Origin of the sequence: Citrobacter sp. CK198 (genome assembly GCF_030333295.1) — a bacterium.
Classification (GTDB): Bacteria; Pseudomonadota; Gammaproteobacteria; order Enterobacterales; family Enterobacteriaceae; genus Citrobacter_B; species Citrobacter_B koseri.
On record NZ_JAOWGE010000035.1, the window covers coordinates 290,454 to 305,208 of the forward strand.

The 14,755-nt window shown below is 49.5% G+C and carries 8 protein-coding genes; 2 read left to right on the forward strand and 6 right to left on the reverse strand.

The window, feature by feature from the left end:
- Positions 1–10 precede the first annotated feature (10 nt).
- Positions 11–1,201, forward strand: coding sequence for an MFS transporter (locus OGY62_RS19285; protein ID WP_286460413.1), 1,191 nt, complete (start codon positions 11–13; stop codon positions 1,199–1,201).
- A 253-nt stretch (positions 1,202–1,454) separates the two neighbouring features.
- Positions 1,455–2,462 (forward strand): tryptophan--tRNA ligase, encoded by a 1,008-nt coding sequence (gene trpS / locus OGY62_RS19290; protein WP_115626317.1) that lies wholly within the window; start codon positions 1,455–1,457, stop codon positions 2,460–2,462.
- 396 nt (positions 2,463–2,858) lie between these two features.
- Here trpS and OGY62_RS19295 read toward each other — a convergent pair whose 3' ends face one another.
- The 6 genes from OGY62_RS19295 to OGY62_RS19325 form a co-directional block, all read right to left on the reverse strand.
- A complete protein-coding gene (locus OGY62_RS19295; RefSeq protein WP_012134247.1) occupies positions 2,859–4,121 on the reverse strand; it encodes an aromatic amino acid transporter in 1,263 nt (420 codons plus the stop codon).
- Between the two features lie 106 nt (positions 4,122–4,227).
- Complete coding sequence (locus tag OGY62_RS19300; protein WP_049010418.1) at positions 4,228–5,598, reverse strand: tyrosine phenol-lyase; 1,371 nt, start codon at positions 5,596–5,598, stop codon at positions 4,228–4,230.
- Between the two features lie 1,122 nt (positions 5,599–6,720).
- Complete coding sequence (locus OGY62_RS19310) at positions 6,721–7,764, reverse strand: Wadjet anti-phage system protein JetD domain-containing protein (protein ID WP_353654541.1); 1,044 nt, start codon at positions 7,762–7,764, stop codon at positions 6,721–6,723.
- Between the two features lie 19 nt (positions 7,765–7,783).
- The gene (locus OGY62_RS19315; protein ID WP_286460415.1) at positions 7,784–12,214 is read right to left on the reverse strand and encodes a coiled-coil domain-containing protein; all 4,431 of its coding nucleotides are present in this window, start codon (positions 12,212–12,214) and stop codon (positions 7,784–7,786) included.
- Between the two features lie 2 nt (positions 12,215–12,216).
- On the reverse strand, positions 12,217–13,113 hold the full coding sequence (locus OGY62_RS19320) for a hypothetical protein (RefSeq protein WP_286460416.1): 897 nt from the start codon (positions 13,111–13,113) through the stop codon (positions 12,217–12,219).
- Entirely contained in the window at positions 13,050–14,591 is a 1,542-nt protein-coding gene (locus OGY62_RS19325) for a hypothetical protein (RefSeq protein ID WP_286460417.1), read from the reverse strand. The genes OGY62_RS19320 and OGY62_RS19325 overlap by 64 nt, the downstream gene beginning before the upstream one ends.
- Between the last annotated feature and the right edge of the window lie 164 nt (positions 14,592–14,755).

Consider the following 14,755-nt stretch of genomic DNA (forward strand, 5'->3'; position numbering starts at 1 on the left):
GAGAGCAAGTATGGTTCAGGGCAATGCCGATTCAAACCGTCATGCCATCAGTACGGCACTCTTCGGCTTAATGGTACTGACGCTGGGAATGGGGATCGGACGTTTTCTGTATACCCCGATGCTACCGGTCCTGCTGTCGGAAGGTCAGTTTACCTTCGCGGCGCTTTCCTGGATTGCCAGCGCCAACTACTCGGGGTACCTGGCGGGCAGCCTGTTGTTCTCCTTCGGCGCCTTTCACCTCCCCTCTCGCTTACGGCCAACGTTGTTGACGTCGGCAATAGCAACCGGGGGATTAATCCTTGCGATGGCGATATTTACGCAACCTGCCATCGTGATGCTGATCCGTTTTCTGGCCGGGGTCGCCAGCGCCGGAATGATGATTTTTGGCTCGATGATCGTCCTGCAACATACCCGTCACCCGTTTGTGATTGCGTCGCTTTTCTCCGGCGTTGGCGCCGGTATCTTGCTGGGCAACGAGTATGTTATCGCCGGTTTACGCTATGCGCTTTCTTCCCATGCGCTGTGGTCAGGCGCTGCCGTTATCTCCGCCGTGTTACTGCTGCTCCTGGCGCTCCTCATCCCTGCCCGCGCCCACGCGTTGCCGCCCGCTCCTCCGGCGCCGACGCATAATCCGCTGATGCGCTGGTGGCAACTGGCGCTGCTGTATGGCTTCGCCGGATTTGGCTACATCATCGTCGCCACCTATCTGCCGCTGATGGCGAAAAACGCGGGCTCGCCGCTACTCACCGCCCATCTCTGGTCACTGGTGGGACTGGCGATCGTTCCCGGTTGTTTTGGCTGGCTGTGGGCGGCAAAGCGCTGGGGCGTATTACAATGCCTGACGGCGAATCTGCTGATTCAGGGAGTCTGCGTCATACTCACGCTCGCCAGCGACGCACTGCCGCTTCTTATTATCAGCAGCATTGGTTTTGGCGCGACGTTCATGGGGACAACCTCGCTGGTGATGCCGCTGGCGCGGCAACTGAGCGTGCCGGGGAATATCAATCTGTTGGGTCTTGTCACGCTTACCTACGGCATCGGTCAGATCGTCGGCCCACTGTTAACCAGCCTGCTAGGCAGCGGCACGGAGGCGATCGCCAGCGCAACGCTTTGTGGCGCTGCGGCCTTATTTTTCGGCGCCGTCATCAGCATGATTCAACTTGTTAAGCAGCGGCAGTTTACGCAAAAAAGAGAATGCTGAAGAGCGCTGATGGCAAGCAGAGTGAACAGGTTGCCCATTAACAACCCTGACATAGCAGGTTTACCCCTGCGCTTAACCGTGATACGGTCATTTTTATGAATAAACAGACTGCGATTCCCCAACGCCATAACCGCTGGTGGCTGCCTGACTAAAGGCGGCACGGTTCTGTTTTATCCCCGTATTAATAGCCGCCGAAAGGCGGCTATTGCGTTCCAGAGACGTCTTTCGGTTTTTTCACGTAAAGGAGTCTTTGATGAACACAAAACCCACCATTCTGACCGGCGATCGCCCTACGGGCGCCCTGCACCTCGGGCACTACGTTGGCTCACTGCGCCAGCGCGTTGCTTTGCAGCATACCCATCAACAATTTGTGCTGATTGCCGACCTGCAAGGGCTGACCGATAACGGTACGAACCCGCAAAAGATCCGCGACAACATCCCGGAAGTGCTGGCGGATTATCTGGCCGCCGGGATCGACCCTGAACTCACCACGCTCTGCCTGCAATCCGCCTTACCTGCACTGGCGGAACTGACCATGCTGTATATGAATGTCGTCACTGTCGCCCGCGTAGAGCGTAATCCGACGGTGAAAAATGAAATTGCGCAGAAAGGCTTTACCCGCTCGTTACCGGTCGGATTTATGGTCTACCCCATCAGCCAGGCGGCGGATATCACCGCGTTTAAAGCGGAATATGTGCCCGTAGGAGACGATCAGTTGCCGATGATCGAGCAGACTAACGAAATCGTACACAAGATGAACAGCCTGCTGCCTGCCCCGCTGCTACGTCACTGTCAGGCGATTCTGAGCGACACCGGCCGCCTGCCCGGCATCGATGGTGGCGCTAAAATGTCAAAATCTCTCGGCAATACCCTGCAACTCTCCGCCAGTGAAGAGACGATCCACAAAGCGGTTAGCGCCATGTACACCGATCCTCACCACCTTAACGTCAGCGATCCGGGTCAGATCGAAGGAAATGTCGTGTTCACCTGGCTGGATGCCTTTCACCCGGACAAAACGAAAGTCGCGGCGATGAAAGCGCATTATCAGCAAGGCGGGCTTGGCGATCGCACCTGTAAAAACGAACTGGAAACCTGTTTGCAGGAGTTGATTGCCCCGATGCGCGAGCGGCGGGCAACCTATATTCAGGATAAAGGCATGCTGATGCAGATACTGCAACAAGGCAGTGAACGGGCGCATGAGGTCACACAGACAACGCTACGGGAAGTGAAACGCGGGCTGGGATTGCCCGTACTATTTTAACGCTTGTCAACCCGGCGGCAGAGTTGCCGATTCCACATTTTGCAGAGTGAACAAAAAGCTTTACACCGCGCACACGATAAGAACGACGCGGCGATCTTTTACGCAATGCCTGCGCTGACTAAAATAGCGCCTGCATTTTAAACAGAGGATTGTTGTTATGTTGTTCTGGAAAAAGATGGTGAAGAAGATCGACGCGTTCTCAACGTTGATTCCACCACGCTACTTCCGGGTGTAAATCCAGGCAGGCCTGTCAGCGACAGGCCTGATTGCTTTTATGAGTTTTATTCTTGCGCAGTCCGCATTTTCTTAACACCACCACCCACACCCTCAGCCAGGCGTAACGATAAACCAGCGGATGCTGTAACCTGAGTAATGTCAGAAACATAGCGCCTCCCGCTAACGGAACGTCGGCAGTAAACCAAACACATCCAGCACCACCGTCAGATACACAATCCCTCCGCCGACAATCACCAGATTCAGCACCGTATTGTTACAGGGGGCGGTATAACGCGCCGTGGCAAAACGCTTACGGGACGCTTTCACCAGAAATGGCGGCAGGATCACGCTCCAGATGGTAAACGCCAGTCCCGCATAGCCAATCGCATGGACAAAACCATTCGGGAAAAAGAAACAGACGGCAGCGGGCGGGAAATAGGTCACCAGCGCGGTTTTCAGTCTGCCGATGCCGTTATCCGGGAAGTGGAACAGATCGGCAATATAATCAAACAGACCCAGCGTAGCGGCCAGCAGCGAACTGGCAACGGCAAAGTTACCGAAAAAGGTCAGGATTAAATCCATATAGCGACTGGTAAACAGCCCACTGATGGCTTCCACAAACACATCAATATTGCCGCCTTTGGCAATGATCGGCGAAAACTCGGCGCGGCTGATATTGCCCATCGTCACCGCCAGCCAGAAGATATAGAGCAGCACGGCAAACAGGGTGCCAATCACGATGGAGCGCGTAATATGGGATACGCCGTGAGTGCCATACAGTTTCACCAGGCTCGGCACATTGCCGTGAAAGCCAAAAGAGATAATGCAGAACGGCAGCGTCATCAGAATGTAGGGCAGATATTGCGTATTCGGCAATGCGATGGCGACGCTATCGACCAGTTTCGCCACCTCAATATGGCCGATTAGCCCGGAGAACGTGGCAAAGAACGCCACAAACTTACCGACGATCAGAATGGTAGTGATCCGCCCGACCAGCAGCGAGCTGTACCAGGCGATTACGCCAACCAGCATACTGACGACAATAACGGAGATATTTGCCGGGAAACGAAAACCGCTATATTTAAACACCGTCTGCGCCATCACCGCCGATGACCCGGAGATATACGCATAGGTTAAAATATAGAGTACAAAACCAAAGGCGATGCCAACCACGATATTCCACTTTCGCCCTAATAGATCCTGAGTAAAGGTGTTAAAACTGGCTCCGGCACCATAGTGAAGGTTCACTTCCACCAGCATCAGGCCGGTTAATAACATCATGATGGCAATAACGATCAGAATAACAGAGGCGCCGGGAAACCAGACTCCCGCCATCGCAATAGGCAGGGAGAACATTCCCCCGCCGACTACCGTTGCGATGACAAGCATCGTCCCGCTAATAAGTCCGGGGGAACTCTGTCGTTCAATGGCATTAATATCCATGATAAATGTTCCTGTTGACTATTAATTATAATTACGGCTGTCATTTGTACATCTTCGGATAATAAAAAACAAAAAGCCCCATTTAAAAATGGGGCTATCAATATCATTAAATATAATCAAAACGTGCAGTAAAGAAGCGCAACTGCTTAGGCTCATAAATAAACTTCAGCCCGCGAATATCCTCTTTATGCTTATAGAGTTTAATAATGCCATCGGCCACCACATCCATATGCGCATAAGTATAAACGCGGCGTGGAATAGTCAGGCGTACCGTTTCCAGTTTTGGCCGGTGGTGATCGCCCGTCTCTTTATTACGCCCTGCGGAGATGATGCCACGCTCCATGCTGCGCACGCCCGTTTCCATATAGATGCTTGCCGCCAGACTCTGCGCCGGGAACTGGTCCTGGGTCAGGTGTTCGCAGAAGCGACGAGCATCGAGGAATACCGCATGGCCGCCTACCGGTTCAACAATCGGCACACCTGCCGCCTTCAGCTTATCGCCCAGATAACGAACCTGTTTCACACGGTGCTCAATGTACTCAAACTGCATGGATTCACGCAGACCAATGGCCATTGCTTCCATGTCGCGCCCGGCCAGACCGCCGTAGGATGGCATCCCTTCATATACCACCACCAGCTCTTTAGCCGCCGAGAACATCTCATCATCGTTCATGCACAGGAACCCACCGATATTCACCAGGCAGTCTTTTTTCCCGCTCATGGTACACCCATCGGCGTAGCTGAACATTTCATGGACGATCTCTTTGATGCTCTTGTTCTCAAAGCCTTTTTCCTGCTCTTTGATGAAATAGGCGTTCTCTACGCAGCGGGTTGCATCGTAGAAGACTTTGATGCCATGCGCCTGCGTCAACTCCCTGACGGCACGCATATTCGCCATCGAGACCGGCTGACCGCCCGCAAGGTTCACCGTCACCGCCAGACAGATATAGGCAATATTTTCGGCGCCCTTTTCGTCAATCAGTTTTTGCAGCTTTTTAAGATCGATATCGCCTTTAAATGCGATATTCAGACCGGCATCGTGCGCCTCATCACGGACGATATCCACAAAGGTGGCGCCATTTTTTTCCTGATGATAACGCGTGGTAGTGAAATACATATTCCCCGCAACATATTGCCCCGGTTTAATCGCCAGCTGCGATAGCAGGTTTTCCGCCCCGCGCCCCTGGTGCGTAGGAACAATATGTTTAAAGCCAAACAGCTCCTGAACCGTTCTTTCCAGATGATAAAAGTTTTCACTGCCTGCGTAGGCCTCATCACCAATCATCATCCCGGCCCACTGCTTATCACTCATGGCGTTCGTACCACTGTCCGTCAGCAGGTCGATATAGATATCTTTCGAGTTCAACAGGAAGGTATTGTAGCCCGCTTCCTGCATTTTTTGGATGCGCTCATCACGCGAGATCATAGATACAGTTTCAACGCTTTTAATACGGAAGGGTTCTGCCGGATAATTCATTTTGTTTCTCCAGTTAACAGTGGTCATGTTCGTATTAATGTGAAGTAAAGCATACCTGGTCCATCAATAAAGATTGATGGAATATAACTATCCGCCTCCTGATTCAGGGGGAGAAATAATGTGAGGGCACTATGCAAGATTTAATTCATGAAGAAAATAGCTCCGTCAATATTCGCCATTGGCGTAAATCATAAAATCTGTAAATACGCGTGATTTAAATCACATACCATTTTTTTACTGACTCAATTTCAACAAGTTATTTTTTATCTTTTGAATTGCAGTTTCCCTCCAGACGCGGTAAAAGAGAGAAAGCAGTGAAAACTTAACTTTCCAGCCTCTTTTCCGCTCACATTGTCGATTTTGTATACCAGGCTATTGTGAGATTGCGATCACCCTCCGTGCTTAATTTTGTGACTTACATCACTAAAAGTGTAAAGTAAAGTTTACGATACAGATCGATTTCAGAGATTACGATTTGCTTCAGGGATGAGGTTCACATTTTTTGGCATGGATTTGGGGAGAGTAGATAAGCAGCAAAGTTCACGTAGTTTGAGAATAAAAAGAGACCGTCGAACACAACGTTGCCAGTGGTTTTGATGAAGAACATTACTCTCTGCTGACGAGGTGGGATTCGCTATCCAACAGATACGCAAACAATGTGGCCCATCATAAAAGCTTTGATAAAGGAACGATTGGACCAAACGAGACTATGCACGTACAGATGTCGAAGATGATGAATGGAGGCAGGATTGTCGACAGGCTGTTCTGTGTTCCGCCGACAAGCCGATTGACGTGCCGTAAGGGCTTGTAGAATGGTACATGAGAGAGGTGTTAAGGGGATACAAGGCCGGACTTGCCTTTTCATTTAATTATTTGAAATATTAATGGGTTATGAGGATTTATTTTGGGAGGTTTGCCCCCAAAGTGGGACATAAAAATGAATACTGGGTGGAAGATCACAAAGTTGGATCTTTATTCTCAATAAATGGAGTCCATATGATTAGCAAATATATATCATCGGTCACGATAAATAATAAATCAGCAATAAAGATTACTCTCAGATAGGAGAACCCACCTTTATTATAAGTAGGCTATCCCCTAAAAAACACATTAGGATTCGAACTATATGACTAAACCTAAAGAAGCCACACCTTCTTGGGGTAGACGCTGATGGATCGCCAGAAGAGTCTTCATTTCTCGTAAAACAAACTGTGGCATCCAGCCACACTGTAATTCGAAATCAAACCGTTCGTTGTTGGCGTTCCCTTCTGATGTCATCAGGCCATTTAAGATCAGTTCATTATAAAGCCATTCATCTAAATGCAAGCTGATACCGTAATCGTTAAGCAACTTACAATGTAACTGATGGGCGATTTTTAAGCCCGCAACATCCAGATCGCCAAAATAAAGTAGCTGTTCTACCAGTTCGACCTTAAGAAGTTGTGACACGCACTCCGCCTGGCCGGAAACTTTGTTACCTGCGCCATAAATGACCAGTGACCAGCGAGTCTGAACTTGATTAAGTTGGCATAGTCGATAATACACATCAGAGTTTTCAACAATGATAGCAGGAAGATCGTGGCAGCGTGACGACTCATACGGTAAAGGTGGTGCACGTCGAAACGCGCCCATATCAGCCAAAGTCAGAGTGACATGCTTCCAACCGTCAGGTGGCATAGAATCCAGCGCTTTTTCGTCACCAAATATCAGCAGAGACCGCTCACGGTGCCCTAGAAGGCCAGGGAATAGTGGCTTGTCACCCTTAGTTTGGCGAAAGAGATATGTGTTTAGTTGCTGTAGGCGAGCCTTGATTGGCAGGGTAAGTTGTCCTGTAATACGTTGTGCTAACCAAGGATGCCAGGCTATTTCTGATGTTGCCTTCGTAGGAACGAGGGCTCCTTCGTAAACAAAATTACTTGGCAGGCTCATACCCCGCCAATAGCGCTGCCAACTCGCTTTGTGCTTAGGCTGAGCCCGCCAGTCCTTCTGAAGCAGTTGCGTAACTGCCTGACTCAGCAAATCAGGTGCATCCTGACTCAAGGCCTCCTGGCCGTGTACGCGTAACACCTCATCCAGCACCGCATTAGCTTTTACTGTACGAGCGGCCTTGCCGGCGGCAAGGCGATGTCTATTAGCTGTCGACTCAAGTCGGGATAGCCAGATCATTACACTATTCATCCCATCTCTACCTTAAGTTTTGTGACTTAGCAACCAGAGAAGCCGCCCACAGGGCATGGCGTTCTTTATCAACGGTTACCAAATCCCGCCGCCTCAGTTTTTGAACTTTGTTCAGGAAGAGATGGTTATCAAACATCGATTGGGCGTTTTCATCCGAAATACCAGTCAGGTAGATGAGCTGGATTTTATAGGCTTTGGCCATTTGGGTTTGAATTCGCATTAGATCATCGGCATTCGATTTACCCAGCGGGTTATCGGCTAACAAGAATCCTGCACTTGAAATACCCGTATCGTACTCTCGTACTTTACCAACCGTCACAAACAGTAAAAAGGCAGAGGTAAGGCGCTGTCCACCCGAACCTTCGAGTCGGGTGACAGGAGTCCATTGTGGACGGCTGGCATTCGTCTTCAGCAAACGCACCTCCAGTTCCCCTTCGCCAAATACCGACTGGACCAAATCAGCTGTCAAGGCGTCCCGGTTGGGCGCTCGGGGTATCTGTCCCCTAGTTATCCACTGCTGCAAGCGGCTGCTGGCAAAACCCCTGAGATCAGCGGCAACATCATTCAGTCGGTCGGTCATTTTGATAATGGGCCGACCAGGCAGTACGGGGCAATCCTCAGGAATTTTTACCGACATCGCGCGCTTGAGAAGTTTAATCGCCCCTTCCAGATGAGCAGTCAGATGGGTGACAGTCAGATCAATCGAACGCTGGAATTGTTCCAGGCTATCCTGCACAGCTTCAAATACCTGAGTGATCCCTGTACCGACCCTGTCCAAATCGCCCAGCACTTCATGATAAGTTACGATTGAGTCCAACTGCCGTAAATATTCCTGACTGGCTCGAGCGTCTGGCTCCTTAGCGGACTCTTCTTCGATCCTTTTACGGAATTGTCCCCAAACCGTAGAGACGTTTATATTTTGCTGTTTTAGCGCTTCATTTAGACCGGCATACTTTTGGCATTGTGTTGCCAGATCGTCAGCATATTCAGTAATGCTCTGAATTCTGCCTGGTAGACCCGCTGCTGAGGTCGGCGTAATGGGCTGGATCATCGCTTGAGCTGTTTTAGCATTCTGAAGCCGTTCTTTCACATTTGCCATCTTTTGCAGCTGCAGCTTTTTTTGTTCACACTGAAGTTTTAGCTGGTATTCAGTTTGATGGAGGTTGTTGACGATTTCGTCCAGAGACGTATGGATCGCTTCTATCCCGGTGGGTTTCTCTTCCCAGACAAAATCTTCGTCAAGTGCTTTACTAGCCTCCTCACAGCTTTGGGAACAATTTTGCAGAGTTACCTGAGAGTTAATTAGATTTTGCGTGAATTGCTTCTGCTGTTCGTTGAGGCGTACGATGCGGTTATTAATTACCGTTAGCTCATTGATAGCCGCCGCTTTTACCTCATCCGGATATGTATTGTAAGTGGGTTGAGCTATCAAACGCTCAGAGGCGTAACGTTGTGCCTGTTCAGCATCTTTTAGTTGTTGCTTGAGAGCGGTCACTTGATCACCGTTGGCTGCTTCGAGCAGTTTTTTGTGCGCCTGAGCAGCCATCTCATGGGCATCTTTGGGGCTTCGTCCTTCCATACCTTCAGTCGCCGTAATCTCTGAATAGAACGGCTCGTTACACAGATTACTCCAGTTGCCCATCTGGATATTTAAAAGGGTTTTCTCGGAGCGCTTGTTCTCCTTGATCTCGCTCAGCCGTTCCTGTCTCTCTCTCTGGGTGCAAAGAGTGTCCTTGCTTCGTTGAATCTGTGCAGCTAACTGCTCCAGTTTCATTATCGCCGTTTCACGCTTCGCCCATTCTGTTTCTACAAAAAGACTCAGTTTATCATGTGCTTTTTCTGCCTGAATTTTCTGCTGCTGGGCGTTGTTTAACCGCACCTGGACATCTCTCTTCTCGTCACGCAGTTTTTGCTCATCATGCTCAGCTTGCTTAAGTGCTGCATCAGCATTTTCCAGTATTAAGAGAGCCTGCTCCCGTTGGTCAAGCAGTCCCGCCCAATACTTACCATACTGTTCGTAATGCAAACGCCAGTCACTCCTGAAAGATTTCAGTACATTAAGGGCGCTCTCCGCAGCCTTCACACTGACCTCCTGCGACGCTACAATATTCTCCAGGTCTTGCAGCCTGGCTTCGTAAGCGGCCTGGCTATATCCGTGCTTATCGGGGTTTGAGAGGACGACCTGTACTAATTCAGACGTTTCTCGGCGGAGATCTTGTGCTTCATGCAGCAGGTAAATAGCAATAGGTGCCTTCTTCCAGAGCAGGATCTCACTAATTTTATGGACCTGTTCAAACGTTACATTGTCGAGTGCGACCAAGCTCAGGTAGCGGCCAGGGTTTTGATCGATCACCGCTGCAATCTTTTGTGCATCATCGTTGTAAACAGAGGCCAAATAGTGTGGAAATGTCCAGAGCTTATCCCGTGCAATGCCCGCCGCATAAAACGCTTCAAGTGCCTGATTGACCTGCTTAGCGACCAGTTCATGTCCCGTCTTCCTTAACTCGTCCAGTTCGTGCCGGGCTTGCAGTAAACGCTCTTTCATTCCATTCAGCGTTTGATAGTTTGCATTCAATACCTTGTCGAGCTGCAATCCACACAGCTCGCTGTGCCAACTCGTGTCTTCAATATCTAGGTCATGTTGCATTGACGTTGGCAGTTTTTGATAGGTTTTTGCTAAAACTAAGGCACTATCCACAGCTGACTGGTGTTTTTGTTCAGCCAGAATGAGTTTTTGCTGGGCCTCACTTTTCTCAATTGATGCCTCCCGCACAACATTCAGCTGTGCTTCCAGCGCCTGCTCTTTCTGATGATGAATTGTATTAGCCAGTTCTTCACTCTGCTTTGCATCGCGTAAGGTTAATTCCAGTCGGTATTGGGCTGCTACTGGTGTTTCATCCTTCTGGATCAACCCAGCTTCACATAATTCATTCCGTTGCGATTCGCCCTGCCGTTTGTCTCTTTTATATCTCTCACGATCCGCCTCCAGGCCACCCAGCATCTTTTGTAGTTCGTCGTATGATTGTTTAAGGGTATTACTTTCCCTATCCATCTGCCCTAATTCTTCCTCAAGCGTAGCCTCCTGCTGGCGATGCCTGTCGATTGCCCACTCTAATGTACCCAAGGCCTCGCCAGCAGTACGCTCGAAAATCACCTGTAGCGGTCTTTCCGTTTCACTTTGGAATACCTTCAGATCTTCATCTGCCTGGCGGTACTCATTCAGGGCCTTAGCATAGGCTTTGTAGTCTATAGCAGCGTGAGTAATCTCAATCTGGAGCTGATTGGTATCGGCTTCGTCTTGAAGCGCATCGACTATCGCTTTTTGTTTGTCGAACTGATGCTGCACAAGATCATATTCAAGCAGTGCTCTGCGCTTACCTAACTGCTCACGCAGAGACATCGCCTGGCCAATATGCGTTTGCAAACTATCCATGTTATCTTCAAGCTGCGTCTGTTCAACCTGAGCATCCCCGACAAAGGCTGCGAGATCGCGCATTGCTTCTCGGAAGCCATCATCCAGCAGTTGCTGCTGCGCCAAGGTGCTTTCCAGCTGTTTAGCCGGATCAAGAAACGCCAGCCAGTTAGCCAGCACATCCTTCAGGAAGGACTCGTTACGACGGATCCCCTCTAACTCTCCCTGACGTTCAACTTCATGCGCTACCAGTTCCCGCAGCCGCTCAGCCGCATCTTTAGACATGGTGCAGGCGAAGAACGCACCAAGGAAATCATGTTCAGTTTTGTGTTCGATAAAACGGGTCAGGCCACCTTCTTCGGAGTTGAAGGTCACCATTGTTTTGATAAGATCAACGTTAATTTGCTGTTCCAGCAAAAATGCTCGCCACTCGTTCTGTCTGGTGGTTTTACGCCAATGCATGCCACCTTCACTACCAGCCTTGAGATTAAGCCAGCTATCAAAACTGCGCAGGCTATTGGCATAGGGACGTAGCTCAGAATTGCGTTCCGCGCGGGAATAAGAAGGGATTTCATCAAACGGCGCGCCCATCAGGGAGTCGGGCGCATCACAAATAAACAGTGTGCGGTCAACATCATCTCCATTACGCTGATGAGCATGTCCCAGTAATAACGTTTGTCCTGATTCATTGACCATCTCAACCAAAACAACAGAGAGTTCTTTATAGAAGTAATTGCGGTAGTGGTATTCACTCTGGCGATGATTTGCCAGATATTGGGTGAAGTCACTAACGGACGGCTCAAAAATCGATAACAACAGCGCGATGTAGGTGGACTTACCGCCCCCATTCACAAGCTGCTGATAAGTACTGGTCACCACCTTCGCATTCCTGACGGGCGAGCGCAGGCCTTCAACAACAGGGCTACCGACCGCTTGAGACAGGCCAATATAGTCCAGTGTGAGGTCCTTGTAGAAAGCTTCTTCATGGCCTGCGCCATCCATATAAACCCGTTTAATCAGCCACATGCTTAAATCTCCGTCAAACGTTGCGTTTCTGTGGTTCCAGTTATAACTGGACGTTCATCGATCGGAAGAAACTCCAGGGTATCCGCTAATGCTGCGATATCGCTTTCAACTAAGTCGGAGGATCGCTCTTCAGTGGCTGAACTGATGCTCATGACAAAACGCACCGTCTCTTCGATGCCAGTATGGCGCAGATAATGTCTGAGTTTGTGGGTCGGATACCAGTCGGACTCTCCCGACAGACTGCTGTCTTCGGCCAGAAAGCCTTCCTCTTGCAACACTTGTATCCAGCGCATAACCATTTCTGTTTGTGAGCGAATACTTGAGACACGCCCTACCTTGTCGTTGTGAATACGGGGAATGCGTTCTTCCTGCACAAACCTGGCAGCCATAAGTAGACCATCTACGGTGTCGTCACTCTCGGCCTTGCGCTGGGCAATCACCTGGTCGGCAACATCATTGAGCCGGGCGACCACCGAGGTGGCATTAATGGCACGACTCTGACCGAACTCGACACGAACTGTGTCTGGAGTTGGAAACAAATCAGCCAGCAACGCAATCAGAGTCAACCCTGCAAACAGGCGCTGTTCTTTCCGTTCCTTACCCTGTTGTTCAATCGCTGTTTCAAGTAATAAGCGTTTGTTCAGCCAACCCAAGGATGGAGCAAACGGGCCTCGGCCATCTGCAGCCAGTAATACTCCGTATGTCTCACTAATCCCGAGATAACGCAGCTTCATTCCTGCTGCAACACCACGGATAATCTCAGCAAACAGGACATCACCTTGCAGATCAAGCGCGCACTGAACCGGCTCATCCCCCATTTTATATCCCAGCGAATTCATAATTGCCTGTGTGGCAATTTCGGCGTAGCGTTTCGCTTGTTGATGCGTGTTGTTGTACATAACGACTCCTCAAAGGGGTGTACGGGAGTGGCCGTTAACAGTTTGATATTGTTAGCCCGCCAGAGCGATGTTTCGATAGCATCGTCACCTATCTCTACTTCTATTGTGGGATCGCTGTTAGCCGCCAGACTGCCGATATGGAGTAAACAAACCTGTTGTTCTTGTTCCGATAATTCATCGCACTCATAGGCGTCGAAAACATCTCTAAAGCTCACATGGCCCCAATTCTTCAATTGGTTACTTACCCAATCACTGCATTTCTTAATCACAGATTCAGGGATACCTCTCAGTCTCAGGTTGGTTTCAATAGCTACTGGCTGATCGGTGGGATCCTGTATCTCATGTGGAAGTGCTTGTTCAAATTTATCGAGATAGAGATTCAGCAGTGCCTCAAGGTCAAACAATGTATGCCGATCGTCATCCTGACTTCGGGGAGCCAACAGGCGTGCAATGAGACTATCGATTTCCTTATCGACAGTTTCAGGGGAATGGGATAACAAGGGTTTGAGTACACCTTTTTCTAGCGTTTCCCGGAAAAGGGTATTATCTCTGGGAATAATGAGTTTCAGACGAGCTCGCTCAAAATCTTTATTCACATCCAGTAAGCAGTCTTGATAGCGCTGCGTAAAGGCGCAGACCTCAGCAAAAATCTCCTGTGCCTTACGTAGCTTATTTAATTTGTCGGGATTTAATTTCAAACTTCCTTCAACCAGCATTTCGGTGATGGCCGACATTGAGTTCTGGATATGTTCCAAAACCTCTCGTGTTTTATCAAAGGAATCATTGAGTACCGGACGAATATCGTGTGCATAAGATGCACTCAAATCACCAGACTGGGCGGCACGCACTTTCATCCGCATCCCAATCAGATATTGCTCCAGTTGCCGCTGTGTTGACTGGATTTGGTGAACTGCCTTGTCGATCTCACCGCGACGGATAGTTTTAAGCGTGCGCCAGGCCAGAATCGCAGCGCGTTCTATCGGCGTTTCATCCAAACGGAGGGTATAGAACAGCATTCCTTCATCGGTCAGCGACCAGAGAATATCATCTGAGCCGGATAGCTGGTCGTGGCGTACCAGACGGACTATCTGCTCTTCGGAATGCGTTCGTTGCGAGAAATCATAATAACGGAGGCGGAAAGGATCTTTGATCGCCGCAAAAATCTTGCTGGCCACTTGTGCGTAGTCGGATTCTTCTTGTCCCGGATAGGCTTCATTGAGGTGCCCAACCAGACATAACTCCGCTTCTTTACGCGTCATTCCTGGCTGGCGCTCGCGGTCAGCATAATAAAGCATGGCGTCAAAGAGATACATGATTGCCGCCAGCGCATCAAGCTCAACACCATCGAACGGATTGCGCTGAAGGGCTCTATATATTGAATCCAGCGTCCGCACGACCAGCAAGGCGTGAGATTGAATAGACAGCTCGCGACGTGCCATTGATTCATTACGAGCCTGCTCCAAAAACCCTAGCGACATAACATTCTCCCTCTGAGACGGAAGCCACTATAGTACGCCCCATCCAATTAAGCAAAGAAACTTTGCTTAATTTTCTTTGGTGGCAATGTTATTTGTTTTGATGCCATTCGCCTTCTATAATTAATCCGTATATCAAACCGCAACTGATTAACCTGCAAATAAGA

What these genes read in the sequence shown, in the direction of transcription:
- OGY62_RS19285 (WP_286460413.1), top strand. Translation starts at nt 11, where the DNA reads ATGGTTCAGGGCAATGCCGATTCAAACCGTCATGCCATCAGTACGGCA.
- trpS (WP_115626317.1), top strand. Translation starts at nt 1,455, where the DNA reads ATGAACACAAAACCCACCATTCTGACCGGCGATCGCCCTACGGGCGCC.
- OGY62_RS19295 (WP_012134247.1), bottom strand. Translation starts at nt 4,121, where the DNA reads ATGGATATTAATGCCATTGAACGACAGAGTTCCCCCGGACTTATTAGC.
- OGY62_RS19300 (WP_049010418.1), bottom strand. Translation starts at nt 5,598, where the DNA reads ATGAATTATCCGGCAGAACCCTTCCGTATTAAAAGCGTTGAAACTGTA.
- OGY62_RS19310 (WP_353654541.1), bottom strand. Translation starts at nt 7,764, where the DNA reads ATGATCTGGCTATCCCGACTTGAGTCGACAGCTAATAGACATCGCCTT.
- OGY62_RS19315 (WP_286460415.1), bottom strand. Translation starts at nt 12,214, where the DNA reads ATGTGGCTGATTAAACGGGTTTATATGGATGGCGCAGGCCATGAAGAA.
- OGY62_RS19320 (WP_286460416.1), bottom strand. Translation starts at nt 13,113, where the DNA reads ATGTACAACAACACGCATCAACAAGCGAAACGCTACGCCGAAATTGCC.
- OGY62_RS19325 (WP_286460417.1), bottom strand. Translation starts at nt 14,591, where the DNA reads ATGTCGCTAGGGTTTTTGGAGCAGGCTCGTAATGAATCAATGGCACGT.